Raw genomic sequence first — 25,366 nt, forward strand, 5'->3', positions numbered from 1 at the left:
CGGTTGCGCCCTGCGCCGACGGCCGTGCGGGGCGGTACAAAGGAGGGAGAGGCAGCAGTTCATCCGATCTTCACCCCTCGGGTTGAGGGATGTGAACCCGGGGAATGTTGGCGTGCACATGCTCTGTCTGCACCGCCACCGTCGCCTCTCCCCCCACCGGAGGTCAGAAGTGTCCGGCAGAAACGTGTACACCCGCAGCCGTGCCGTCGTGGCATCCGCCCTCGCCTTCACCGCGGCCGCGGTGGGACTGTGGAGCGGGCTCGCGGGCTCGGCCCCCGCGCACGCCGCGGCCACGGTCCCGGCCCCGGACCACGTCGTCGTCGTGGTCTTCGAGAACCACGCGTACAGCCAGGTGATCGGCTCCTCCAGCGCCCCGTACATCAACTCGCTGAAGACCGGCGGGGCCAACCTCACCCAGTCGTACGCCGAGACGCACCCGAGCCAGCCCAACTACTTCGCCCTGTTCTCCGGCTCCACCCAGGGGATCACGGACGACAGCTGCTACACCCCCGGCTTCTCCTCCGCCCCGAACCTCGCCTCCGAGCTGATCGCCGCGGGCAGGAGCTGGGGCAGCTACAACGAGACGCTGCCCAGCCAGGGTTCGACCACGTGCAGCAACGGCGACTACGCGCGCAAGCACAACCCCTGGTTCGGCTTCAGCAACGTGCCGACGTCCAGCGCGAAGACGTTCGCCCAGTTCCCGACGGACTACACGACGCTTCCGCAGGTCTCCTTCGTCGTCCCGAACCTGTGCAGCGACATGCACGACTGCTCGGTGTCCACCGGTGACACCTGGCTCAAGAACAACCTGAGCGCGTACGCCACCTGGGCCAAGACCCACAACAGCCTGCTCGTCGTCACCTTCGACGAGGACAACCGGCTGGCCGGGAACAAGATCCCGACCGTCCTCTACGGCCAGCAGGTGACCCCGGGATCGTCGTCCGCCACCACGTACAACCACTACGACCTGCTGCGCACGCTGGAGGACACGCAGGGCCTCACGTCGCACGCGGGCAACGCGGCCTCCGGCAAGGACATCACGGGCATCTGGACGTCCTGACATGTACGTAGCGGACAGCCGCGCCGGTGCACCCGAGGCCGCGGCGGCGTCCGCGGAGAGCGCCGCCCGGTCCCGTGCCGGGCGGCGCCTCACCGCGGTCGGGCCCACGGTGCTGGCCCTCGGCACGGTCAGCCTGATCACCGACGTCTCCTCGGAGATGGTGACGGCCGTCCTGCCCCTGTACCTGGTGGCGGGCCTCGGTCTGTCCCCCCTCGGCTTCGGACTCCTCGACGGGATCTACAACGGCTTCTCGGCGCTGGTGCGCCTGGCCGGCGGGCATCTCGCCGACCGGGGCGGCGGGCGTCACAAGTGGGTGGCGGGCGCCGGATACGCCCTCTCGGCCCTCTGCAAACCGCTGCTCCTGGTGGCCAGGACCCTCACCCCCATCGGCCTGGTCCTCGCCGTCGACCGCACCGGCAAGGGCCTGCGCACCGCCCCGCGCGACGCCCTCATCTCCCTGTCGAGCAGCCCCGAGACCCGCGGCCGCGCCTTCGGCGTGCACCGCGCGATGGACACCGCGGGCGCCCTGCTGGGTCCGCTCGTCGCCTTCCTGATCCTCCGCGAGACCGTCGACGGCTACGACGCGGTCTTCACCGTGAGCTTCTGCGTGGCCGTCGTGGGCGTGCTGGTCCTGGTGCTGTTCGTACCGGGCGGCGGGGTCACTCGGCCCGCGGCCGGGGCGGAGACACCGGCCGCGCCCGGCGCCGCCCCCACCGAACGCGCCGTGCCCCGCCCCACCCTGCTCGCCGCCCTCGCTCTGCTGCGTCGCCGGGAGCTGCGCGGGATCACGCTCTGCGCGCTCCTGCTCGGCCTCGCCACGGTCAGCGACTCGTTCGTGTTCCTGCTGCTCCAGCGCAGGCTCGGGGTGCCGGACCGCTGGTTCGCGCTGCTGCCCGTCGGCACCGCCGCCGCGTTCCTGCTGCTGGCCGTCCCGCTCGGTCGGCTCGCCGACCGGGCCGGCCGCCGGCGGGTGTTCCTGGCCGGCCACGGGGCCCTGCTCCTCGCGTACGGGCTGCTGCTGACCTCCTGGCACGGTACGGCGCTGCCGTTCGCCGTCCTGTTCCTGCACGGCGGCTTCTACGCGGCGACGGACGGCGTGCTCATGGCCGCGGCCTCGGACAGCGTGCCCGTGGAACTGCGGTCGTCCGGGCTCGCGCTGGTCCAGACGGGCCAGGCGCTGGCCCGGTTCGCCTGCTCGCTCGCCTTCGGCGCGGCCTGGACGGCGTGGGGCGACCGTACGGCGCTCATGGTGTCGGCCGTGGCGCTGGCCCTGTGCGCGCTGTTCTCGACGATCCTGCGCCCTGTCCGCCGCACCCCCGCCACCTCCGCGGAAGGCCTCGCATGACGCTGCGCACCCGCATCCTGGTCCTGGTCTCGGCACTGGTCGTCCTCGCGGGCGTCGCGACGGCCTCCGTGCTGCACGCCTCCGCGCGCGCCGAGCGCCGGAACCAGGCGCAGCCCGGCGGTCCCCTGATCACCACGGGGACGGTCGCGCTGACCGACTCCCGGCGGCTGGTGTTCCGGAACATGGCGTGGGGCCCGCACCGCGACGAGCTGACGTCCGTGCCGGCCTCCGACCCGTCGGGCCCGCGCACCGCGTCCAAGGTCAAGTGCCTGCGCTTCTACGCCGCTTCGGGCACCGGGGTGTGCCTCCAGGCGGTGCACGGAACGGTCCAGGACACCTACCGCGCGGTGATCCTCGACTCCGCCCTGCGGGTCAGGGCCCGCTACGACGTGCCCGGCATCCCGTCCCGCGCCCGCGTCTCGCCCAGCGGCCGCTACGCCGCCTGGACGGCCTTCGTGGGCGGCGACTCGTACGCGGGCACGAACTTCTCCACCCGCGCGGCGATCGTCGACACCCGCACGGGGAGACTGACGCCGTCCCTGGAGGCGTACCGCGTGGTGAAGGACGGCAGCACCTACCGTTCGTCCGACGTCAACTTCTGGGGCGTGACGTTCGCGGACGACGACCGCACGTTCTACGCGACCATGGCCACGCACGGCACGACCTATCTGATCCGCGGGGACCTGGCCACCCGCACCGTCACCACCGTGCACACCAACGTCGAGTGCCCGTCCCTCTCCCCCGACGGCACGCGCGTCGCCTTCAAGAAGCGCGTCGAGGGCCTGCCCAAGGACGCCCCCTGGCATCTGTACGTCCTGGATCTGCGCACCGGGCGCGAGACGGCGCTCGCCGAACCGCGCAGCGTCGACGACCAGGTCGTCTGGCGCGACGACCGCACCCTCGTCTACGCGCTCCCCGGCGACTACGGCGCCGACCTGTGGACGCTCCCGGCCGACGGCACGGGCAGGCCGCGGCGCGTCAGCACCGCGGCCGTGTCACCCGCGTATCCGCGCTAGGTCGGCGCCGGACGGCCGGTCCGGCCCGGATGGGGACGGGGGCCGTCAGGACTCCGCGCCGGCGCGGCGACGGCGGACGGCCAGGACCAGGCCGGTTCCGAGAACGGCCGTGGCGGCGGCGGTCCCGGCGACGAGCGGGGTGCCGTCGGAGCCGGTGCTCGCCAGGCTGCCGCCGGTGGAACCGGTGGTGGAGCCGCCGGTGGTGGACCCGGCCGACGTGGAGCCGGTGCCGCCCGTGGTGCCGGAGCCACCGGAGCCGCCGGTGGACTGGCCCGCGGGGTCGTTGCCGCCGCCCGTGGAGGAACCCGGGGGCGTGGCGGAGGCCGACGGGCCGGGGTCCTCCTCGTTGTCGGTGGGGATGGCGACGTGGATCTTGGCCGTGTCGTTGGCGGGGTTCTTGTCGAAGTCCGGGTGGATGTCGTAGACGGAGGTCACCTTGACCTGGCCGTCGGTGGTCTTCGTGCCCTTGGCCACGTCCAGCGTGAAGGCGTACTCCAGGGACTGGCCGACCTCGATGGTGTGGTCGTCGGGCGTGCAGACGTACACGGCCCTGCGCGGCGTCCCCCCGGGCGCGTCCGGGCCGTCGATCCCGAACGGCGCGCAGTCGTGGGGGACGACGGAGGCGGTCGTGCCCTTGGGGATGCGCACCATGAGCGCCGGCTGGTCGTCGCTCGTCCGGTTCCGGATCCAGCCGGGGCCGTCGTTGCGGAGCTGCACGAAGACGGACTGCTGACCTCCCGCGAGGGCCTCGGTGTCGTCACCGACGGCGACGAGGTCGGCCGAGCTGTCGGCGGTCAGGGTCAGCCGGCGGTAGCTGTCGCTGAATCCCTCGCCCGGGACCGCGCCCGTGGCCGAGGTGCCGTACTCGACCTCCTCCATCAGCGCCTTGGGCAGCGCCTTGAACCGTACGGGCGTCTCGGCCGAAGCCCCCGGCTCGATGACCGTGTCGAGCTCGCAGAGGGCCTGCCTGACCTGGTCCGCGACGGTCGAGTAGGTGCAGCCCTTCACCTCCTCGGGGAAGTCGAGCCCGCGGCTCAGCCTGACCCGGAAGGTGACGCCGTCGGCGGCCGCGGTGCCGTTGTTGGTGATGACGACGGACTTGTCGTACACCTCACCGGGCTTGGGGGACGCGCTCGGCAGACTCGATATCACGAGGGAGGGCTCGCCGGGATCGGCGTACGCCGGGGAGCCGGCGAACACGGGCACGGCCGCGACGGCCGCGACGGCGGCCACGAAGGCCGCCGGCTTGCGAAGGTGCGAGGGGCTGATGCGCTGGCGCACGGTGGGGTCTCCTCGTGGGAACAGTCTGGACGCCGCCGGAGGTTTCCCGTCCGGCCACGTCCTGGACACCTGGGAGGCGGCGAGGGTTGTACCGCTGCCCGAGGAGAGGGCCGTGGCGGCGCCCGCACCGGCCCGGACCGCCCGGCCGCGAAGGGCGCGTGCCGGCGGGACGGCCAGGACGCACCCGGGTGCGGGCACGTCCTGGCCGGAGGACCGGACCGGGATCAGACGGTGCGCCTGACGAGGACCGAACCGGCCATCGAGTCGACCAGGGTCTGCTTCTCGCTGCCGAAGATCTTGAACAGGTTGACCCAGGCGACGATGCTCAGCGTGATGCCGCTGAGGAAGCCCAGGACGACGCCGCCCAGCAGGAAGTTGCGGACGAACAGCTCGCCCCAGGTCATCCGGACGCCGGTGTCCTTCTTCACGACGCTCAGGCCCATGAGCTTCTGGCCCGGGTTCGCCGAGTCGGTGGACCAGGTGACCATGGCCCAGATCAGCCAGCCGATGCCCAGGGTGACGGTCATCAGCAGAAGGTTCAGCAGGTAGGCGAGGAAACGCGGGCCGCCGCCCACACGCAGTTCCTTCGGCACGGTCTGCGTGACGAGCACGGTGTAGCCCGGCGCCGGGGCGGGAACGACGGGCGCGCCGTAACCGGCGGGCACGCTCGGAGCGGGTCCGAAGCCCGGCGCCTGCGTCGGGGCCGGCCCGGCCGCCGCCTCGGGCGTGGTCGGGGCGGGGGCTTCGGTGGACGCCTTGTCCATGTTCATGGCACTGCTCCTCAAGAGGTCGGGACATGCGTGGGTGTCGGGAAGAGGTGCCTGCCGTGGCGCTGGGGCGACGGCGGGCGTGGGGGTTCGGGTGACGGCGGCCGCGCGGCGGCGGGCCGATGCCGCGTCGAGCGGCCCGCCGTCAGAGCGAGGCGAGCCGGTGGCGGCCCGGGCCGGCCGCCGCCCGTGGCCGCCGTCGGGGCCGGAGGTCACGGCGGGTGTGGTGCGGCCGCCCCGGCTGACTCGTGTCACCGTCGCCGGAAAAAGGCCGGACACGGGCGGACGCCGAGGGGCCGGTCACGGCGGTCAGCGGGGTGGCCGCCAAAGGGCAGGTCACAGCAGACAGCGGGGTGGCCGCCGCAGGGCCGGGCGTGACCGGGGTCCCGCAACCGCCGGGCGACGCGGGGCCCGCGGCGATCGGTTCGGCACGGGACGGACAGGCACTCATTCGCTTCCCTGAAGGACTGGCGCCCCGGGGGGCCCACAGGTGGAACGCGCGAACTCCCCCGACCACCCGGACACATCACGGGTACGTCCGCGCCCTGAGCGCCGAACCGACAGGAAAGTTCTTCACGTTGTGAAGATCAAGTGGTTGATGCGTGAGCAATTGATAGCAGCCCTGAGGGACTCATGCAATGTGCATGCTCAATCACGACGGCGCTGACCGGCGGAAACGAGGCGCCAACATCCCAACGAAACCCACCAGTCAGCACACCCGTACCACCACAAAGCCCTTCACCTAGGCACCCACCCGACGTGACACCCCCTCACCAGGCCACCCGGACACCTGACCTGAGACGCACGCCCCGAAGCGGCGAGAACGACCACGGGGCCCACGTTCGACGACCGTGGGCCCCGTGTGCTGGGCCGTGGAAAATGCCTCTGACCTGTGCTTACAGCACCGGCAGATTCTTCCGCAGCTCGAAGGCGGTCACCTCGCTGCGGTACTCCTCCCACTCCGCCTTCTTGTTGCGCAGGAAGAAGTCGAAGACGTGCTCGCCGAGGGTCTCGGCCACGAGTTCGCTGCGCTGCATCAGGGCCAGGGCCTCGCCGAGGTTCTGCGGGAGGGGTTCGATGCCCATGGCGCGGCGCTCGCCGTCGGAGAGGGCCCAGACGTCGTCGTCGGCGCCCGGCGGAAGCTCGTAGCCCTCCTCGATGCCCTTCAGGCCGGCGGCCAGCAGCAGGGCGTAGGCCAGGTACGGGTTCGCGCCCGAGTCGATCGAGCGGACCTCGACCCGTGCGGAGCCGGTCTTGCCGGGCTTGTACATCGGCACGCGGACGAGGGCGGAGCGGTTGTTGTGGCCCCAGCAGATGTACGAGGGGGCCTCGCCGCCGGCGCCCGCGGTGCGCTCCGAGCCGCCCCAGATGCGCTTGTAGGAGTTGACCCACTGGTTGGTGACCGCGGAGATCTCCGCGGCGTGCCGCAGCAGGCCCGCGATGAAGGAGCGGCCGACCTTGGAGAGCTGGTACTCCGAGCCGGACTCGTAGAACGCGTTGCGGTCGCCCTCGAAGAGGGAGAGGTGGGTGTGCATACCGCTGCCCGGGTACTCCGAGAACGGCTTCGGCATGAAGGTGGCCTGCACCCCCTGCTCCAGCGCGACCTGCTTCATGATCAGCCGGAAGGTCATGATGTTGTCGGCCGTGGAGAGCGCGTCGGCGTAGCGCAGGTCGATCTCCTGCTGGCCGGGGGCGCCCTCGTGGTGGCTGAACTCGACCGAGATGCCCATCGACTCCAGCATCGTGATCGCCTGGCGCCTGAAGTCCTGGCCGACGTTCTGCGGGGTGTGGTCGAAGTAGCCGGAGTTGTCGGCCGGGGTGGGACGCGAGCCGTCGAGCGGGCGGTCCTTGAGCAGGAAGAACTCGATCTCGGGGTGGGTGTAGAAGGTGAAGCCCAGGTCCGAGGTCTTGGCGAGGGCGCGCTTGAGGACGTAGCGCGGGTCCGCGAAGGACGGGGAGCCGTCCGGCATGAGGATGTCGCAGAACATGCGGGCGGTGCCGGGGGCCTCGGCGCGCCAGGGCAGCACCTGGAAGGTGGACGGGTCCGGCTTGGCGATCATGTCCGACTCGTATACGCGGGCGAAGCCCTCGATGGCCGAGCCGTCGAAGCCGATGCCCTCGTCGAAGGCCTGTTCCAGCTCCGCCGGGGCCACGGCCACCGACTTGAGGAAGCCGAGTACGTCCGTGAACCACAGACGTACGAACCGGATGTCACGCTCCTCCAGTGTCCGGAGCACGAACTCCTGCTGCTTGTCCATCTTCCGCTTCCACCCATCCTTGCTGGTCAGGCCGCCTGCTCCCACGCCTAGAAGACGATCGGCGCACCTGAGCATCCCACCACAACACCATTTCATGCGCGTTGCCGACCATGATCGGCCGGGCGACCGCGGCCTGAACGCCTCGCGTACGAGAGGTGTCCTGCTCTGACGCACATACTGCCTGCTCACCCACCCACCCGTAAGGGGCGTCCGGTCCCCATCTGTCACCCCGGTTTTAATTTGCATCTCAGATGCAAGTTTTACTACTGTGCGGCTCAGGCGGACGGGCGCAACCCAGCCCTCCCGCCCCGGCCTTGAGGAGTCCCGATGCTGTCCGAACCGTCCGCCGTCACCGTCCGCGCGACCCTCCCCGTCGTCGGCGCCGCCATCGGCGAGATCACCGAGCGCTTCTACGCCGGGCTGTTCGCCGCCCACCCCGAGCTGCTCCGCGACCTGTTCAACCGCGGCAACCAGGCCGCCGGCACCCAGCGCCAGGCCCTGGCCGGATCCATCGCCGCCTTCGCCACCCATCTGGTCGAGCACCCCGACGAGCGGCCCGACGCGATGCTGAGCCGTATCGCCCACAAGCACGCCTCCCTCGGCGTGGCGCCCGAGCAGTACGGGGTCGTGCACGAGCACCTCTTCGCCGCCATCGTCGAGGTGCTCGGCGACGCGGTCACCGCCGAGGTCGCCGCCGCCTGGGACGAGGTGTACTGGCTCATGGCGAACGCCCTGATCGCCATCGAGAAGCGGCTGTACGAGGAGAACGCGGACGACGGGTCCCTGCGCCCCTGGGTCGTCACCGGGCGCGTCGAGGAGACCGAGGACGTCGCCAGCTTCCGGATCCGCCCGGCCGACGGCGCCCCCCTGCCCGACTTCCGAGCGGGCCAGTACGTCTCCGTGGGCGTCGAACTCCCGGACGGCGCACGCCAGATACGCCAGTACAGCCTCTCCGGCGCGCCCGGCGCCCCGGAGCGCCGGATCAGCGTCAAGCGGGTGCGCGCGGACGAGGGCACCGGGGCGCCGTGCCCCGAGGGCGAGGTCTCCGGCCATCTGCACGCCCACGTCCGCGAGGGCAGCGTCCTGGAGGTCTCCGCGCCCTACGGCGACCTGGTCCTCGACGACACGGACGCCCCCCTCCTCATCGCCTCGGCGGGCATCGGCGTCACCCCCATGATCGCCATGCTGGAGCAGCTGACGCTCGCGGGCCACAAGGCCCCCGTCACCGTGGTGCACGCCGACCGCTCCCCCGCCGAGCACGCGCTGCGCGCCGAGCACGAGCGGCTCGCGGGCGAACTCCCGGACGCGGAGACCCACTTCTGGTACGAGCGGCCCGAGCCGGGCCACCCCGCCGAGCGCACGGGTCCGGCCGACCTGTCCGACGTGACCGTGCGACCGGGCACGCACGCCTACCTGTGCGGTCCGCTGCCCTTCATGCGCGCCGTACGGACCCAGCTCCTCGCCAAGGGCGTCCCCGCCCGCGACATCCACTACGAGGTGTTCGGACCGGACCTGTGGCTGGCCCGGGGCTGAGCCCCGGAAGCTGCCGGACGGGCTCTACGGCCTGCGGGTGATGCCCAGCAGTACGGGACCGGTCGGCTCGGCGACGACGTCGGCGACGGTCAGCGGGTCCAGCGAGGCGTAGAAGGCCTCCTGGGCCCGCCGCAGGGCGCCCCGCAGCCGGCACGCGGAGACGAGCGGGCACGGTGTGTCGCCCTCGCACTCGACGACGTCGCCCTCCCCCTCGAAGGAGCGCACGATCGCGCCGACGGACTCCCCGCGCCCTTTCTCCGTGAGCGTGAGGCCGCCTCCCCTGCCGCGCCGGGCGTCGAGCAGGCCGAGGTGCTGGAGCTCGGCGACGACCTTGGCCGCGTGCGTGTACGGGACCCGCATGTCCTCCGCGACCTCGCGCGTGGTGGGCGTCGAGTCGCCGGCGACGGCCAGTCGCATCAGGACGCGAAGGGCCAGGTCGGTGGAGCGCAGCAACCGCATACCCGCCAGGGTAGGTAATGCGCATCTCCGGTTCAAATTTTCTTCCCGGATCCCGTCCGTCCCCCTCCCCCTTCGCCTCCGGCCCCTCCCCCGGCCGTCACCGCGCACTCCGCGCCAATCCCGTGCCCTCCCTGCCGACGCCGTTCCCTTTCCGTCTACGATCGGCGGACTCGACCGTCCCGTCCCTCATAAGGATCACCATGGGTTCCGCCAAGAACACCAGCACCGGATCGCGCAAGGAGCGCATCGAGGAGCTGCGCCGTGCCGAGCGTGCCCGTGAGCGGCGCAATCGCTTCCTGGTGATAGCGGCCTCCACGGTCGTCGTCGCCGGTCTCGTCGCCGGTGCCGTCGTGCTCGTCCAGTCACAGTCGGACGACGCGAAGAAGAGCACGGCGAGCGACTCCAAGCAGGCGTCGGGGCATTTCGTCACGGGCGCGGACGGGGTGAAGACGTGGAAGGGCACGCTGACCCGCAACCACGTCACGAAGACCGTCACGTACGCGATGGAGCCGCCGGTCGGCGGTGACCACCTCCAGGTCTGGATGAACTGCAACGGCGACGTCTACACCAAGGCCGTGAACAACATGAACGCCGTGCACTCCCTGGAGCACGGCGCGGTCTGGGTGACGTACAACAGCAAGGCGTCCCAGGCCGACGTGAAGGCCCTCGCGGCCAAGGTCAGGAAGACCCCGTACACGCTGATGAGCCCGGTCGAGGACCAGAAGGACCCGATCATGATGAGCGCCTGGGGCAAGCAGCGCACGGTGACCGGCGCGAACGACAAGAACGTGGACGCGTTCCTCGCCGAGTTCGTCCAGGGCAAGCAGACCCCCGAGCCGGGCGCCGCCTGCACCAACGGTCTCTCCCAGTGAGGCGCGCCGGGTGGATCGCGGGCGCCGCGGCGGCCGCGCTCGTCGCGGCGGGCGCGATCACGTACGCGGTCGCCGACGGCTCCGACTCCGGATCCGGTTCCGGGACGCGGACGCCCGCCGCCGACTCCGCGGACGCGGGCTTCGCCCGGGACATGGCCGTCCACCATCAGCAGGCCGTCGAGATGTCGTACATCGTGCGGGACCGCACCAAGGACACGGAGGTACGGCGTCTCGCGTACGACATCGCGCAGACGCAGGCCAATCAGCGGGGCATGCTGCTCGGCTGGCTCGATCTGTGGGATCTGCCCAAGGTGTCCCCGGACGCGCCGATGACCTGGATGGGCATGGGTGACATGGCGTCGGGCAAGGACGGCTCGCTGATGCCGGGCATGGCCACGAACGCCGAGATGAAGCGGCTCGGCACGCTCGACGGGAAGCAGGCCGAGGTCTTCTACCTCCAGCTGATGACCGACCACCACAAGGGCGGTATCCACATGGCCGAGGGCTGTGTCGCCAAGTGCACGGTCGGCGTGGAGAAGCGGCTGGCGCAGGGCATGGTCGACGCCCAGCAGTCGGAGATCACGATGATGGCCGACATGCTGAAGGCACGCGGCGCGAAGCCGCGCGCCTAGGTCCCGAGGGGGTCCGGGGTGGCCGCCCCGGACCCCCTCGGCCTGTCCGGCGTACGGTCAGCCGCGCCAGTCCGTACCGCACGTGAGGGCGACCCCGGTGGGGACGAGCCGCTCCATCGAGCCGGGCCGGCCCTGGGTGACGGCGAGCTGGGCCTTGTCCAGGTAGCCGATGAAGAGCTGGGTGCGGGCGGGCATGGCCGCCGGGTCGTACACGAAGACGACGGTGCCGTCGGCGCGCCGCTCCCGCTCGACGACCCGCTCGACCCCCGGTCCCGAGCCGTGACGGTCGACCCGTGTGCGGTCGTCCGGGCCCTTGCAGAACACCCCGGTCTTCACCAGGACGGGGAATCCGGCCGCGCGCAGCGCCTTCTGGAGACCCGCGGGGTTCTTGAAGTACTGCTCCTTGGTCCAGGTCACCGCGACCTTCCCGTCCGGCCGCTTGGCGACGGTGAACGCGACGGCCTCGGTGCCGCCGCCCGTGGGCGGCGCGGTCGGCGGGTGGCCGTAGCCGGGCGCGCCGAGCGCGAGGCCCGCGGCCGCGGTGACTCCGACGGCGGCGACGGCCAGGCGCCGTCGCCGGCGGCGGACCGCGCGGCCCTCGGCCACGATCCGTTCCACGGGCACCGTCATCGTGATGTCGTCGAGGGAGCCCCTGAGGACGTCCAGGACGTCCCGGTCGTCGTGGGTGGCGTTCATGATCCTGCCTCCGGTGTGTCGAGGGTGACGAGTTGGCCGCGGAGTGTCCCGACGGCCCGTGCCAGATGGGCGGTCACGGTCCCGGGGGCGATCCCGAGCGTCCGTGCCGTGGTCGCGGTGTCGAGGTCGAGGAAGACCCGCAGGGCCACGACCTCCCGCTGTCTGCGCGGGAGTTCGCGCAGCAGGGCCAGCAGCGCGGGGTCGAGTCCGGCGCCGCCGGACTCCGCGGCCGCGGCCTCCCGCCCGTCGTGGTCGCCGTACGCGACCTCGCGGCGGCGCCGACGCCACCACGAGACACGGGTGTTGAGCGCGGTCCGGACGATCCAGGCGCGGGGGGCGGGATGGCCGCGGACCCGGGGCCAGGCGGCCCAGGCCCGGGCGAACGCCTCGGCCACGAGGTCCTCGGCCAGCTGACGGTCGCTCACCGCGGCGAGGACCGCCCGCAGGCAGACGTCCCGTCCGCTCCGGTAGAAGTCTTCGAACTCCAGCTGCTTCACACCACTGACACGCCCCGGGGACTCGATCCGCTTACGGAAAACGGGGACCTCTTTACAGAGCCAGGACCGGCATAGAGGGAAAACCCTTGACTATGAGCGAGGGTGCACGTCAAACCACCCCAAATGATCGTCAATTGCCTTCACTTGGTCTTTCCTTGGGTTTTTCATTCCCCTGGCATGAACGGTTCACCGTAAGAGTTGCCCCCATCTGTGATCCATTCCTCACGCTCCGACAGGAACGCGGAGGTCTCGCATGGATCACCGCAACCACTACATGCGACGAATCGCATCGCAGGGGGTTCTATGAGATCCAACCGCGCCACCGCGCGCGCCGGAGTGAGCCTGGCGGCGACGCTGCCTCTGCTCGCCGGCGCGCTGGCGCTCGGCATACCCGCGGCCCACGCCGCGGACGGCCCGAGCCGGGTCACGCTCGCGGGCACCAAGCCCGCGTGGGCGACCGCCCACGCGGACAAGGGGGCGGCTTCCGACAGCTCCCGGCTCTCGGCCCGGGTGTACTTCGCCGGACGGGACGCCAAGGGCCTGGCGGCGTACGCCAGGGCCGTGTCCGACCCGCACTCGGCTTCGTACGGGAAGTACCTCAGCGCCAAGAAGGCGCAGGCGCGTTTCGGTGCCACCAAGGCCCAGGTCGCCGCGGTGACCCACTGGCTGAAGTCGGCGGGCCTGACGGTCACCGGGACGACGCGGCACTACGTCACCGTCACCGGTGACGTGGCCGCCGCCGAGAAGGCGTTCAACACGCAGCTGCACAACTACGCCAAGGGCGGCAAGACGTACCGGGCGCCGTCGAAGACGGCTTCCGCGCCCGCCTCCCTGAACGGCGCCGTCCTGACCGTCACCGGCCTGGACAACGCTCCGCACAAGGCGCAGCACGCCGATCAACTGCCGCCTCCGGACGCGGTGTTCAAGAACTCCGGGCCGTTCTCCTCGTACTACGGCTCGAACACCGCGAGCACCCTGCCGTCCGCGTACGGAACGAAGATCCCGTACGCCGTCCAGGGGTACACCGGCAAGCAGCTGCGTGCGGCGTACGGCGCGGGCAAGCGCACCGGCAAGAACGTGCGCGTCGCCATCACCGACGCCTACGCCTCGCCGACCATCGCCTTCGACGCGGCCACCTACGCCGGCAAGCACGGCGACGCCAAGTACACCAGCGGTCAGCTCCGTCAGGTGCTGCCCGCGTCGTACACGAAGACCGAGGAGTGCGGGGCGGCCGGCTGGTACGGCGAGGAGACCCTCGACGTCGAGGCCGTGCACGCCGTCGCGCCGGGCGCGAGCATCACGTACGTGGGTGCCGCCTCCTGCTACGACGACGACCTGCTCGCCTCGCTCAACAAGGTCGTCGACGGGCACCTGGCCGACATCGTCTCCAACTCGTGGGGCGACATCGAGGCCAACCAGACCCCGGACCTGGCCGCGGCCTACGACCAGACGTTCCAGTTCGGAGCGGTCGAGGGCATCGGCTTCTACTTCTCCTCCGGTGACAACGGCGACGAGGTCGCCAATACCGGTACGAAGCAGGTCGACACCCCGGCCAACTCGGCCTGGGTGACGGCGGTCGGCGGTACCTCGCTGGCGGTCGGCAAGGGCGACAAGTACCTGTGGGAGACCGGCTGGGGCACCGAGAAGGCCACGCTGTCCACGGACGGCAAGAGCTGGACCGGGTTCCCGGGCGCGTTCACCTCGGGTGCCGGCGGCGGCACCAGCAAGACCGTGGCGCAGCCCTACTACCAGAAGGGCGTCGTCCCGGACGCGCTGGCCAAGGCCAACAACGCCGCGGGCAACCGCGTCGTCCCGGACATCTCGGCGATCGCCGACCCCAACACCGGATTCAAGGTCGGCCAGACGCAGACCTTCCCGGACGGGACCGAGCAGTACAGCGAGTACCGCATCGGCGGCACCTCGCTCGCCGCTCCGGTGATCGCGGCGGTCCAGGCCCTGGCGCAGGAGGCCAAGGGCGGCAAGGCGATCGGTTTCGCCAACCCGTCGATCTACGCCAAGGCCGGTTCGAAGACGTACCACGACGTCACCGACACGCCCGGCGGCAAGCAGTACGCCGTGGCCCGCATCGACTTCCTCAACGGCTTCGACGCGGCCGACGGCCTGGCGACCTCGGTCCGCAGCCTCGGTCAGGACAGCTCGCTGAAGGCGGTCAAGGGCTACGACGACGTCACCGGTGTGGGTTCGCCCGCCCCCGGCTACGTCGAGTCGTACGTCACCACCAAGCACCACCACTGACGTCCGTTCCACGGCCGTCCGTCGAGCGCGCCCGCCCCTTCGGGAGCGGGCGCGTTCGCGCGTGCGGGACGCGTACGGGGGCGGGGCGCGGGCCTGACGTGCGGCGGCCGGGGTGCGCGGGACGTGCGGCGGCCGGGGTGCTCGCCCGACGGCCGTCGGCCGGGGTGTCCGGCGTCGGCCCACCACCCCATCGCGTCGCTCTGACGATTACACTGGCCCGGTGCCTCCTCTGAACTTCCGGTCGCTCTATCAGCACGGCTTCGCACGCGTCGCCGCCTGCACGGGCCACACCGTCATCGCGGACCCGCCCGCCAACGCCGAGGCGGTCCTGCGCCAGGCGCGCAGCTGCGCCGAGGAAGGTGTCGCCGTCGCCGTCTTCCCGGAGCTGGGCCTGTGCGGCTACTCGATCGAGGACCTGCTCCTCCAGGACGCGCTGCTCGACCAGGTCGACGAGGCGCTCCGTACGGTGGTGGCGGGGTCGGCGGAACTCCTGCCGGTCCTGGTCGTGGGCGCCCCGCTGCGGCACCGCAACCGGGTCTACAACTGCGCGGTGATCGTGCACCGCGGCCGGATCCTCGGTGTCGTGCCCAAGTCGTACCCGCCGAACTACCGCGAGTTCTACGAGCGCCGGCAGATCGCCGCGGGCGACGACGAGCGCGGCGGCACGATCCGGGCGGGCGGCGAGTCCGCGCCGTTCGGGGTCGACCTCCTGTTCGCCGCCGAGGACGTGCCGGGTCTGGTGCTGCACGCGGAGATCTGCGAGGACATGTGGGTGCCGGTGCCGCCGAGCGCCGAGGCGGCCCTGGCGGGCGCCACCGTCCTCGCCAACCTCTCCGGCAGCCCGATCACGGTCGGCCGGGCCGAGGACCGCAAGCTGATGTGCCGCTCGGCGTCCTCACGCGGGATCGCCGCCTACGTCTACGCGGCGGCCGGTCTCGGCGAGTCGACGACCGACCTGTCGTGGGACGGCCAGACCATGATCTACGAGAACGGGGCGCTGCTGGCCGAGTCCGGCCGCTTCCCGCTCGGCGACCAGTTCGCCGTGGCGGACGTCGATCTCGACCTGCTGCGCCAGGAGCGGCTGCGGACCGGCAGCTTCGACGACAACCGGCGCACGCACGCGGCCCGCACCGCCGACTTCCGGACGGTGGCGTTCCGGCTGGACCCGCCGACGGGTGACCTGGGCCTGCGGCGCCGTGTCGAGCGTTTCCCGTTCGTGCCGGCCGACCCCGACCGGCTGGCCCAGGACTGCTACGAGGCCTACAACATCCAGGTCGCGGGGCTCCAGCAGCGGCTCGCGGCGATCGGTGGCCCGAAGGTCGTCATCGGGGTGTCGGGCGGTCTCGACTCCACGCACGCGCTGATCGTCGCCGCCCGCGCGATGGACCGGGCGGGCCGCCCGCGCGGCGACATCCTCGCCTTCACACTGCCGGGCTTCGCCACCAGCGACCACACCAAGGGCAACGCGCACGAGCTGATGCGCTCCCTCGGGGTCACCGCGGCCGAGCTGGACATCACGCCGACCGCGCGGCTGATGCTCAAGGAGATGGACCACCCCTTCGCCTCGGGCGAGCCGGTCTACGACGTCACCTTCGAAAACGTGCAGGCCGGGCTGCGCACCGACTATCTGTTCCGGCTCGCCAACCAGCGCGACGGCATCGTGCTCGGGACCGGCGACCTGTCGGAGCTGGCGCTCGGCTGGTCCACGTACGGCGTGGGCGACCAGATGAGCCACTACAACGTCAACTCGGGGGTACCGAAGACGCTGATCCAGCATCTGATCCGCTGGGTCATCGGCAGCCACCAGTTCGGCGAGGACACGAACCGGACGCTGGCCGCCATCCTCGACACGGAGATCAGCCCCGAGCTGGTGCCGGGCGAGGAGTTGCAGTCCACCGAGTCGAAGATCGGCCCGTACGCGCTGCACGACTTCACCCTCTTCCACGTGCTGCGCTACGGCTTCCGCCCGTCGAAGATCGCCTTCCTGGCCTGGCACGCCTGGCACGACCCGGACGCGGGCGCCTGGCCGCCCGGCTTCCCCGAGGCCGAGCGGGTCGCGTACGACCTGCCGGAGATCCGGCGCTGGCTGGACGTGTTCTGCCGCCGCTTCTTCGGGTTCGCGCAGTTCAAGCGCTCGGCCATGCCGAACGGACCGAAGGTCTCGGCCGGCGGTTCGCTCTCGCCGCGCGGCGACTGGCGCGCCCCCTCCGACGGCTCGGCCCGCACCTGGCTGCGCGACCTGTCCCGCTTCGACGTCCCGGAATCAGCCGAACAGCCGGAGCAGGCCGAGCAGAAGCCCGGTTCCGGGGGCTGACGACGCACCGGCCGCCGTCGGCGTACGGCCGCCGGCGGCCGGTCCTTCACCCCCGGAGCGCACCCGGCCGTTCCGGGACGTGGGTGGCGACCACCCGTTCGTGGGTGGCGGCCGGGGCCGCCCGGTGGCGGTCCACCGCGTGGGCCACCGCGGCCACCGCGAGGCCCAGCACCGCGAGTCCCGCTCCGGCGAGGGCCGGAGAGGTCGCGCCGAGGCCCGCCGCCAGCGCGAGGCCGCCGATCCACGCGCCGCCCGCGTTGGCCAGGTTGAACGCGGCCTGGTTGGCGGAGGACGCCAGGGAAGGAGCGGCGGCGGCCTTCTCCATGACCATCAGCTGGAGGGGCGAGCCGGTGACGAACGCGGCCGTGCCGAGCAGCACCACCGCGAGCGCGGCGCTCCACTCGGTGCGCATCAGCAGCGGGAAGGCGGCCAGTACGACCACCAGCGAGGCCAGACCGCCGAACAGGGTTCCGCGCATGGCCTGGTCCGCGAGCCGCCCGCCGAGCAGGTTGCCCGCCGTGGCGCCGACACCGAACAGCGCGAGCAGCGGCGTGACACTGCCCTCGGTGTATCCGGCGGCGTCGGTGAGCATGGGCGCGATGTAGCTGTACGCGGAGAACAGGGCCGCGAAGCCCGCGACCGTCGTGCCGAGGGCGAGCCAGACGGGCAGCGGGCGCAGGGCGGCAAGTTCACCGCGCAGACCGCCGGCGGGGGCGTGCGCGGGGGTCCGCGGGATCAGCAGGAACAGCGCGGCCACGGCGGCCACGCCGATCGCGCTCACCCCGAGGAACGTGGCCCGCCAGCCCAGGTGCTGTCCCACGAGGGTGGCGGCCGGGACACCGGCGATGTTCGCGACGGTCAGGCCGAGGAACATCAGCGACACGGAGCGGGCCTTGCGTTCGGGCGCGACCAGGCCGGTGGCCACGACGGCTCCGACCCCGAAGAAGGCGCCGTGCGGCAGTCCGCTGAGGAAGCGGGCGGCGAGCAGCCAGTTCTCGTCGGGCGCGAGCGCGGAGAGCGCGTTGCCCGCGACGAACAGGCCCATGAGGGCCATGAGGACGGTGCGTCGGGGCATGCGGGCGGTGGCCGCGGCGAGCAGCGGGGCGCCGATGACGACGCCGAGCGCGTAGGCGGAGACGAGATGCCCGGCGGACGGGATGGATATGCCGAGGTCGCCTGCGACGTCGGGCAGCAGGCCCATCATGGCGAACTCGGTGGTGCCGATGCCGAAGGCGCCCACGGCGAGGGCGAGCAGGGCCAGAGGCATGAGGGGCCTTTCGGGGGGAGCTGGGGCGAGGCGGGAGTCCGTAGCGGCGCGGTCGCCTGCGGGAAGGCACGCGGGTACGGGCACGCCCGCGCACGGCGATGTGCGCGGGACGCGGTCGGTCGGGCACCGGCCTATTAAGTTTAGCCGGTGAACAAAGTCTGCCGGGCCCAGTATTCCAGGAGGTTGAAAGGCGATGACGGGCGGGTCAAGACGCGGTGGCGTCCACCTTGACGCGGGCGGCGATCGGGAGGTGGTCGCTGCCGGTGGCTGGCAGGGTCCAGGAGGTCACCGGCTCGATGCCCTTGACCATGATCTGGTCGATCCGGGCCATCGGGAACGAGGCGGGCCAGCTGAACCCGAAGCCGTTGCCCACCGCGCCCTGAGTGGAACGCATCTGCGCGGTGACCGCGTTCAGGGCCCGGTCGTTCATCGTGCCGTTGAGGTCACCGAGCAGGACGACCTGCTTCAGGGGCTCGCCGGCGATCGCCTCGCCCAGCGCGTTGGCGCTCTTGTCGCGCTGCCGGGCGGTGAACCCGGCCTTCATCTTCACCCGCACCGAGGGCAGATGGGCCACGTACACCGCGACGCGGCCGGCCGGCGCCGACACCGTCGCCCGCATGGCGCGCGTCCAGCCCAGCTTGATGTCCACCGGCCGGACGTCACCGAGCGGGTACTTGCTCCACAGCCCGACCGTTCCCTGCACCGAGTGGTACTTGTACGTCGACGCGAGCGCCTTCTCGTACACCGGCACCGCCGACGCGGTCAGCTCCTCCAGGGCGAGCACGTCGGCGCCCGAGGCGGCCACGTCCCGGGCGGTGCCGGACGGGTTCGCGTTGTCGGCGTTGACGTTGTGGGTGGCGACGGTCAGATCGCCGCCCGGTGCCGTCTTGTCGGTCAGCAGTCCGCCGAAGAGGTTCAGCCAGACCGCGCCGGTCAGCACCACGGCGATCAGGGCGCTGGCGGACCTGCGCACGAAGGCGAGGACCAGCAGGACCGGGATGAACACGCCGAGCCACGGCAGGAACGTCTCGGTGAGACTGCCGAGGTTGCCGATCCGGTTCGGGATCCGCCCGTGGGTCAGCATCACCAGGGCGAGCAGCAGCGCGAGGGCGGCCAGCACCAGTCCGCGCCGCCAGATGCCCCGGTCGCCGCGCCAGCCGTCGAGCAGGCGCCGGAGCCGGGACTCTCTGCGCTCCGGCCCCCGGCCGTCGCTGCCCGTCTCCGTCATATACGCCTGCGCCATACCGTCGCCTCACAACCTGCCGTGCGCACCGTCTGCCCCTCGACTACGACCCTAGGGGATGTCCGGTGTCGTTCTCGCCGTCCAGGACGGCCGTACAGGCAAGGGGACGTACAACTCCGTGCCCGGAGTTCCGCATACTGGCACGAGGTGCGGCCTCTGTGACGAAACGCGCACATTCACCCCGTCAGAAACGTGTCGTGTCACGGCCGGGCGGGGCGCAGGCCCTCCAGCAGGGTGTCGACGATCCGCTCGGCGAGCCCCTCGGGGAGATCGGTGTCGGGGCGCATGACGGAACGGACGAGCATGGGGCCGACGAACATGTCGTTGAGCAGCTCGATGTCGACGTCGTCGCGGAGTTCGCCGTTCTCCTGCCCCCGGCGCAGCACCTCGTAGCCGAGTTGGCGTCGGGGCGCTATGACCGTGGCGTCGTAGGCGGCCCACAGCTTGGGGCTGGACTTCATCTGCGCGTAGACGTTGTGCAGGATCGCGGACGAGCGGCTGACCAGACCGCGCCGACGCAGCGTCTCCAGCAGGACGACGAGGTCGTCGCGCATGGAGACGCCGGGGAGTTCGGGGTCGGCGGGCTCGGCGCCGCGCAGGACGTCGACGAAGAGTTCCTCCTTGCCGCTCCAGCGGCGGTAGATCGTCGCCTTGCCGACGCCCGCGGTGCGCGCGAGGCGCTCGATGGAGATGTCCGCGAGCGGGACACCGTCCTCCAGGAGCTTCATCACGCCCTCGATGATGGCGCGTTCCACCGCCTCGCTGCGGGGACGTCCCCGACCGGGGCACACCTGCCTGTCTCGGCTGTCCGCGAGGCTCACGTCGAACTCCGTTCCCATCGTTGACCAGGTGTCATTCTCCCCCGTTCACCGTGCCCGCGGGCACCCGGCGCGTCGCGCCGGCCGTGGGCACCCGGTCGGGGGTGCCCACGGCCGCGCGCGCCGTGTCAGTCCTGGCCGAGGTCGGCCGTGACCAGCTCGGCCTCCTCCTCGCCCTTCTGCGGGGCCGCGGGACGGCCGGGCAGGAACAGGGCGACGACGACCGCGCCGATGACCGCGACACCCGCGCCGCACAGGGCGGTGACGTGCATCGCGTGCAGGAAGGCGTCGTTGGCCGGGGTGATGAGGGCCTTGCCCTGGGGGCCGAGCTTGGCGGCGACGCCGAGGGTGGCCTCGATGGACTCGCCCGCGGTGTGCCGCAGGGGGGCCGGGACGAGGGCGAGCTTGCCGTCGATGCCGTTGCGGTAGGCGGTGGAGAGCACGGAGCCGAGCACCGCGATACCGAGGGCGCCGCCGACCTGGCGGAAGGTGTTGCTCAGCGCGGACGCGGAGCCGGCCTTCTCGCGCGGCAGCGCCTGCATGATGACGACGCTGGTCGGGGTCATGATGTGCGCCATGCCGGTGCCCATCAGGAAGAAGATGACCTCGAGAATCCAGATCGGGGTGTCCGCCTCCAGCGTGGCGAACGCGGCCAGCATCGCGGCGATGATCACCAGGCCGGCCGTGCAGGTGACGCGGTTGCCGAAGCGGTCGACGACCAGCCGGGCGCGCGGGGCGAAGATGATCTGGGCCACGGCCAGCGGGAGCATCAGCAGGCCGGTCTGGAGCGGCGAGTAGCCGCGCACGCTCTGCGTGTAGAAGACGGAGAAGAAGGTCACGCCCATGAGCGCGAAGAACACGAGCGCGATGGCCGAGATCGCGGCCGAGAAGACCTTGTTCTTGAAGTAGGTGACGTCGATCGACGGGTGGTCGCTGCGCATCTCGAACAGCACGAAGCCGATGAGGACGGCGAGACCGGCGCCGATGGTCGCGAGGACCTGCGGGTCGGTGAAGTCGGCGAGCTGGCCGCCCTTGATGATGCCGTAGACGAGCAGGACGAGACCGATGATCGACAGGACCACGCCGACCGGGTCGAGCCGGCCCGGGTTCGGGTCGCGGGAGTCGGGGACCAGCCAGATCATCAGGCCGATCGCGAGGATCACGATGGGCACGTTGATCAGGAAGACCGAGCCCCACCAGAAGTGGTCGAGGAGCACGCCGCCGGTGATCGGGCCGATCGCGATGGCGAGGCCGACGCCGCCGGCCCAGATGCCGATGGCCTTGGGCTGCTCGTCGCGCTCGAAGACGTTCATGAGGACGGCGAGCGTCGCGGGCATCACGAAGGCGGCGCCGAGGCCCATCAGGGCACGGAAGACGATGAGCTGGACCGGCGAGCCGGACTCGGCGGCCAGCGCGGAACCGATGCCGAAGACGGCGAGACCGGCGAGCAGCACCTTCTTGCGGCCGAGGCGGTCGCCGAGGAGGCCGGCGGTGAACAGGAGACCGGCGAAGACGAGGGTGTAGGCGTTGATGGCCCACTCCAGCTCACCCTGGGTGGCCCCGAGCCCGGTCGGCGCCGGGGTCGAGATCGTCTTGATCGCGACGTTCAGGATGGAGTTGTCGAGCACCACGATCAGCAGGCTGAGCATGAGCGCGCCGAGGATCGCCCAGCGGCGCCGGTGCACCGCCTCGGGCACTCGTCGGTCGAGCGGAGGAGCGGAAGTTGTCATGACGACCACCCTAGAGGCATTTCGATACGGCACCGTCTCGTATCGGAAAGCCTTTACGCAGAACTTACGAAGGGACCTAGGTCCGTGGACGGAGGCCCGGGGTGGCGGACAACGAGGGGGCTGCGGGACGCGGCGGTGAGTGGCGCGGCGGCACGGGGCGGAGTGGCGTGATCGACACCGGGTCCGGCGGGCCCGGTCTAGCCGCGCGTACCCCGAGGTGCCACCATGGAGGGGATCCGGGGACGCCGTCAGGGTGCCTCGAGATGACATATAAGGAGCCGTTGCGATGACGCAGGTTTCGGCTGCCCAGAAGCAGCCTGCGGAGGGTGTCCTCAAGGCCGCCGGCAGCAGCAAGGCGCTGTACGGGGGCAAGAGCACCCGCCGTATCACGGTGCGCGACATCACCGCCGCCAAGGAGCGCGGCGAGAAGTGGCCCATGCTCACCGCCTACGACGCGATGACCGCGTCCGTCTTCGACGAGGCCGGCATCCCGGTCATGCTCGTCGGCGACTCGGCCGGCAACTGCCACCTCGGGTACGAGACCACCGTCCCGGTGACCATGGACGAGATGACCGTGCTGTCCGCCGCCGTCGTCCGGGGCACCAGCCGGGCCCTGATCGTCGGCGACCTGCCCTTCGGGTCCTACCAGGAGGGCCCGGTGCAGGCGCTGCGCTCGGCGACCCGCCTGGTCAAGGAGGCCGGGGTGGGCGCGGTGAAGCTGGAGGGCGGCGAGCGCTCGCACCGCCAGATCGAGCTCCTCGTCGAGTCCGGTATCCCGGTCATGGCGCACATCGGCCTGACCCCGCAGTCCGTGAACTCCATGGGCTACCGCGTCCAGGGCCGCGGCGAGGAGGCCGCGCACCAGCTGCTGCGGGACGCCAAGGCGGTCCAGGACGCGGGCGCCTTCGCCGTCGTCCTCGAACTGGTCCCGGCGGAGCTCGCGGCCGAGGTCACCCGCACCCTGCACATCCCGACCGTCGGCATCGGCGCGGGCCCCGAGACCGACGCACAGGTCCTGGTGTGGACCGACATGATGGGCCTGACGGGCGGCAAGGTGCCGAAGTTCGTCAAGCAGTACGCCGATCTGCGCCGGGTCATGGGCGACGCGGCGAAGGCGTTCGCCGAGGACGTGGTCGGCGGGACGTTCCCGCTGGAGGAGCACTCCGTCCACTGAGCCTCGACGCCCCCCGGGGCATCCGAGCCACTGCGGCACCGGTGACAACCCGCCGATCTTCCCCCGTCGGCGGGTTGTCGTCGTTTCCCCGTCCTGTCGGCCCACTGTCGGCCTGCTGTCGGCCTGCTGTCGGCCTGCTGTCGGCCTGCTGTCGGCCCACCATCGGCCTGCTGTCGACCGATTGTCGGCGACCTATCGGTGACAGTCGGGTTCTGTAGGCATCCTGTCGGTCGTTTGTCGGTGGCGGCTGGCACCTTGATGGACATGACGCGAATCGACAACACGCCCCGGCAAGCTGCGACCGGCCGCAGCGCCGTCACCGTACGGGGGCTGGTCAAGCACTACGGCGAGACCAAGGCGCTGGACGGGATCGACCTGGACGTGCGCGAGGGCACCGTCCTCGGAGTCCTCGGCCCCAACGGTGCCGGCAAGACCACCCTCGTCCGCTGCCTTTCCACCCTCATCACCCCCGACGCCGGAACGGCCACGGTCGCCGGCTACGACGTGCTGAGGCAGCCCCGGCAGCTGCGCCGGGTGATAGGCCTCACCGGCCAGTACGCCTCGGTCGACGAGAAGCTCCCCGGCTGGGAGAACCTCTACATGATCGGGCGGCTGCTCGACCTGCCCCGCAAGGAGGCCCGCCGCCGCGCCGACGAGCTCCTTGAGCGCTTCTCCCTCACCGAGGCCGCCAAGCGCCCGACATCGACGTACTCCGGCGGTATGCGCCGCCGGCTCGACCTGGCCGCCTCGATGATCGGCAGCCCGGCCGTGCTGTATCTGGACGAGCCGACGACCGGCCTCGACCCGCGCACCCGCAACGAGGTGTGGCAGGAGGTCAAGCGCATGGTCGCCGACGGCGTCACCGTGCTCCTCACCACCCAGTACATGGAGGAGGCCGAGCAGCTGGCCTCCGAACTGACCGTCATCGACCGCGGCAAGGTCATCGCCGGCGGCCGGATCGACGAGCTGAAGGCGCGCGTCGGCGGTCGGACGCTGCGGATCCGCCCGGCGGACCCGCTCCAACTGCGGCCGCTGGCGACGATGTTCGACGAGCTGGGGCTCACCGGCCTCGCCACGACGATCGTGGACAGCGAGACCGGCAGCGTGCTGGTCCCGATCCTCAGCGACGAGCAGCTCACCGCCGTGGTCGGCGCGGTCACCGCGCGCGGCATCACGATCGGCTCCATCTCCACCGAACTGCCCAGTCTGGACGAGGTGTTCCTCTCCCTCACCGGACACAAGGCCAGTGCCCCGCAGGACGAGAACCCCGCCCGCGCCTACGAGGAGGTCTCCGCATGAGCACCGCCACCGCCACCGCCGAAGCCCCCCTCGTCGTCGAGGCCGACGCCCGTATCTCGCCGCGCGCGCACGCCCGCCACATCGGCGCGCTGATCCGCCGCAATCTGCTGTGGATCCGCCAGGACCCCGAGTCGATGTTCGACGCCGTCCTGATGCCGATCATCTTCACCCTGCTGTTCGTGTACGTCTTCGGCGGCTCCATCGGGCAGTCGCTGGGCGGCGGCCAGGACAAGTACGTGCAGTACGTGATGCCCGGCCTGATGGCGATGACGACCATGAACATGGCGACAGCCGTCGGCACCGGCTTCAACGAGGACTTCCACAAGGGGGTGATGGACCGCTTCCGCACCCTGCCGATCGGCCGGGGCTCCGTGCTCTTCGCCAAGCTCGTGGTGGAGCTCATGCGGATGGTCGTCGCCACCACGATCCTCATGGTCGTGGGAGTGCTGGTCGGCTTCCACATCACCAACTGGCCCGGCCTGTTCGCCTCCGTGGGGCTCGCCACCCTGTTCGCCTCGGCCCTGATGTGGATCTTCCTGGTCCTCGGGGTGACGATGAAGAACGCCCAGTCCGTGCAGGCGATGGGCTTCCTGGTGCTCTTCCCGCTCCAGTTCGGCTCGTCGATCTTCTCGCCGACCGCGACCATGCCCGGCTGGCTCCAGACCTTCACCGACTACAACCCGCTGTCCAACCTCGCGGACACCGCCCGCGGCCTGATGGTGGGCGGCCCGGTCGCGCACAGCCTGTGGCTGACCCTCGGCTGGACGGCGGCCCTCACCGTGGTCATGGCGCCCATCGCCATCCACAAGTTCCGCACCAAGAGCTGACGTCCGGCGCACGGACCCGGCC

General features: G+C 71.3%; 21 protein-coding genes. 11 read left to right on the top strand and 10 right to left on the bottom strand.

Features of this window, described 5'->3' with window-relative positions:
- Nucleotides 1-169: 169 nt before the first annotated feature.
- Genes WJM95_RS08765 through WJM95_RS08775 form a run of 3 tightly spaced genes read left to right on the top strand, consistent with a single transcriptional unit; the run spans nucleotide 170 to nucleotide 3,421 of the window.
- On the top strand, nucleotides 170-1,060 hold the full coding sequence (locus WJM95_RS08765) for an alkaline phosphatase family protein (protein ID WP_339129013.1): 891 nt from the start codon (nucleotides 170-172) through the stop codon (nucleotides 1,058-1,060).
- 1 nt (nucleotide 1,061) lies between these two features.
- Nucleotides 1,062-2,405 carry an MFS transporter gene (locus WJM95_RS08770; RefSeq protein ID WP_339129014.1) on the top strand — a complete coding sequence of 448 codons (1,344 nt, stop codon included), beginning with the start codon at nucleotides 1,062-1,064 and terminating at the stop codon, nucleotides 2,403-2,405.
- A complete protein-coding gene (locus tag WJM95_RS08775; protein ID WP_339129015.1) occupies nucleotides 2,402-3,421 on the top strand; it encodes a TolB-like translocation protein in 1,020 nt (339 codons plus the stop codon). The genes WJM95_RS08770 and WJM95_RS08775 overlap by 4 nt, the downstream gene beginning before the upstream one ends.
- A gap of 45 nt (nucleotides 3,422-3,466) precedes the next feature.
- Here the strand turns inward: WJM95_RS08775 and WJM95_RS08780 are convergent, their stop codons facing one another.
- The 3 genes from WJM95_RS08780 to glnA all read right to left on the bottom strand — a co-directional run bounded on the left by WJM95_RS08780 (nucleotide 3,467) and on the right by glnA (nucleotide 7,727).
- Complete coding sequence (locus WJM95_RS08780) at nucleotides 3,467-4,702, bottom strand: hypothetical protein (RefSeq protein WP_339129016.1); 1,236 nt, start codon at nucleotides 4,700-4,702, stop codon at nucleotides 3,467-3,469.
- Nucleotides 4,703-4,926: 224 nt separating this feature from the next.
- Nucleotides 4,927-5,472, bottom strand: coding sequence for an RDD family protein (locus tag WJM95_RS08785; protein ID WP_339129017.1), 546 nt, complete (start codon nucleotides 5,470-5,472; stop codon nucleotides 4,927-4,929).
- Between the two features lie 893 nt (nucleotides 5,473-6,365).
- Entirely contained in the window at nucleotides 6,366-7,727 is a 1,362-nt protein-coding gene (gene glnA, locus WJM95_RS08790; protein WP_339129018.1) for a type I glutamate--ammonia ligase, read from the bottom strand.
- A gap of 327 nt (nucleotides 7,728-8,054) precedes the next feature.
- Here glnA and WJM95_RS08795 point away from each other — a divergent pair, with 327 nt between their 5' ends.
- Nucleotides 8,055-9,260, top strand: coding sequence for a globin domain-containing protein (locus WJM95_RS08795; protein ID WP_339129019.1), 1,206 nt, complete (start codon nucleotides 8,055-8,057; stop codon nucleotides 9,258-9,260).
- Nucleotides 9,261-9,284: 24 nt separating this feature from the next.
- Here the strand turns inward: WJM95_RS08795 and WJM95_RS08800 are convergent, their stop codons facing one another.
- Nucleotides 9,285-9,719, bottom strand: a complete 435-nt coding sequence (locus WJM95_RS08800) for an Rrf2 family transcriptional regulator (RefSeq protein ID WP_339129020.1) — start codon at nucleotides 9,717-9,719, stop codon at nucleotides 9,285-9,287.
- 200 nt (nucleotides 9,720-9,919) lie between these two features.
- Between WJM95_RS08800 and WJM95_RS08805 the strand changes: the two genes are divergently transcribed.
- Complete coding sequence (locus WJM95_RS08805) at nucleotides 9,920-10,591, top strand: DUF3105 domain-containing protein (RefSeq protein WP_339129021.1); 672 nt, start codon at nucleotides 9,920-9,922, stop codon at nucleotides 10,589-10,591.
- On the top strand, nucleotides 10,588-11,223 hold the full coding sequence (locus WJM95_RS08810) for a DUF305 domain-containing protein (RefSeq protein ID WP_339129022.1): 636 nt from the start codon (nucleotides 10,588-10,590) through the stop codon (nucleotides 11,221-11,223). Before WJM95_RS08805 ends, WJM95_RS08810 begins: the two co-directional genes overlap by 4 nt.
- 57 nt (nucleotides 11,224-11,280) lie before the next feature.
- On the opposite strand, the gene WJM95_RS08815 is transcribed toward WJM95_RS08810, so the two are convergent.
- Nucleotides 11,281-11,919, bottom strand: a complete 639-nt coding sequence (locus tag WJM95_RS08815) for a hypothetical protein (protein WP_339129023.1) — start codon at nucleotides 11,917-11,919, stop codon at nucleotides 11,281-11,283.
- Nucleotides 11,916-12,416 (bottom strand): sigma-70 family RNA polymerase sigma factor, encoded by a 501-nt coding sequence (locus tag WJM95_RS08820; protein WP_339129024.1) that lies wholly within the window; start codon nucleotides 12,414-12,416, stop codon nucleotides 11,916-11,918. The genes WJM95_RS08815 and WJM95_RS08820 overlap by 4 nt, the downstream gene beginning before the upstream one ends.
- A gap of 303 nt (nucleotides 12,417-12,719) precedes the next feature.
- On the opposite strand from WJM95_RS08820, the gene WJM95_RS08825 reads away from it, so the two are divergent.
- Nucleotides 12,720-14,672, top strand: coding sequence for a S53 family peptidase (locus tag WJM95_RS08825; RefSeq protein WP_339129025.1), 1,953 nt, complete (start codon nucleotides 12,720-12,722; stop codon nucleotides 14,670-14,672).
- Nucleotides 14,673-14,892: 220 nt separating this feature from the next.
- On the top strand, nucleotides 14,893-16,986 hold the full coding sequence (locus tag WJM95_RS08830) for an NAD(+) synthase (protein ID WP_339129026.1): 2,094 nt from the start codon (nucleotides 14,893-14,895) through the stop codon (nucleotides 16,984-16,986).
- A 46-nt stretch (nucleotides 16,987-17,032) separates the two neighbouring features.
- Here the strand turns inward: WJM95_RS08830 and WJM95_RS08835 are convergent, their stop codons facing one another.
- The 4 genes from WJM95_RS08835 to WJM95_RS08850 all read right to left on the bottom strand — a co-directional run bounded on the left by WJM95_RS08835 (nucleotide 17,033) and on the right by WJM95_RS08850 (nucleotide 22,044).
- Entirely contained in the window at nucleotides 17,033-18,253 is a 1,221-nt protein-coding gene (locus tag WJM95_RS08835; RefSeq protein ID WP_339129027.1) for an MFS transporter, read from the bottom strand.
- A 205-nt stretch (nucleotides 18,254-18,458) separates the two neighbouring features.
- A complete protein-coding gene (locus WJM95_RS08840; protein ID WP_339129028.1) occupies nucleotides 18,459-19,496 on the bottom strand; it encodes an endonuclease/exonuclease/phosphatase family protein in 1,038 nt (345 codons plus the stop codon).
- Between the two features lie 200 nt (nucleotides 19,497-19,696).
- The gene (locus tag WJM95_RS08845) at nucleotides 19,697-20,335 is read right to left on the bottom strand and encodes a TetR/AcrR family transcriptional regulator (protein WP_339129029.1); all 639 of its coding nucleotides are present in this window, start codon (nucleotides 20,333-20,335) and stop codon (nucleotides 19,697-19,699) included.
- A 107-nt stretch (nucleotides 20,336-20,442) separates the two neighbouring features.
- Complete coding sequence (locus WJM95_RS08850; RefSeq protein ID WP_339129030.1) at nucleotides 20,443-22,044, bottom strand: MFS transporter; 1,602 nt, start codon at nucleotides 22,042-22,044, stop codon at nucleotides 20,443-20,445.
- Nucleotides 22,045-22,330: 286 nt separating this feature from the next.
- Between WJM95_RS08850 and panB the strand changes: the two genes are divergently transcribed.
- The 3 genes from panB (at nucleotide 22,331) to WJM95_RS08865 (ending at nucleotide 25,344) form a co-directional block, all read left to right on the top strand.
- Nucleotides 22,331-23,218, top strand: coding sequence for a 3-methyl-2-oxobutanoate hydroxymethyltransferase (gene panB / locus WJM95_RS08855; protein ID WP_339129031.1), 888 nt, complete (start codon nucleotides 22,331-22,333; stop codon nucleotides 23,216-23,218).
- Between the two features lie 240 nt (nucleotides 23,219-23,458).
- On the top strand, nucleotides 23,459-24,517 hold the full coding sequence (locus WJM95_RS08860) for an ATP-binding cassette domain-containing protein (protein ID WP_339129032.1): 1,059 nt from the start codon (nucleotides 23,459-23,461) through the stop codon (nucleotides 24,515-24,517).
- The gene (locus WJM95_RS08865; RefSeq protein WP_339129033.1) at nucleotides 24,514-25,344 is read left to right on the top strand and encodes an ABC transporter permease; all 831 of its coding nucleotides are present in this window, start codon (nucleotides 24,514-24,516) and stop codon (nucleotides 25,342-25,344) included. The genes WJM95_RS08860 and WJM95_RS08865 overlap by 4 nt, the downstream gene beginning before the upstream one ends.
- Nucleotides 25,345-25,366: the final 22 nt, after the last annotated feature.

Source organism: Streptomyces sp. f51, assembly GCF_037940415.1.
GTDB lineage: Bacteria > Actinomycetota > Actinomycetes > Streptomycetales > Streptomycetaceae > Streptomyces.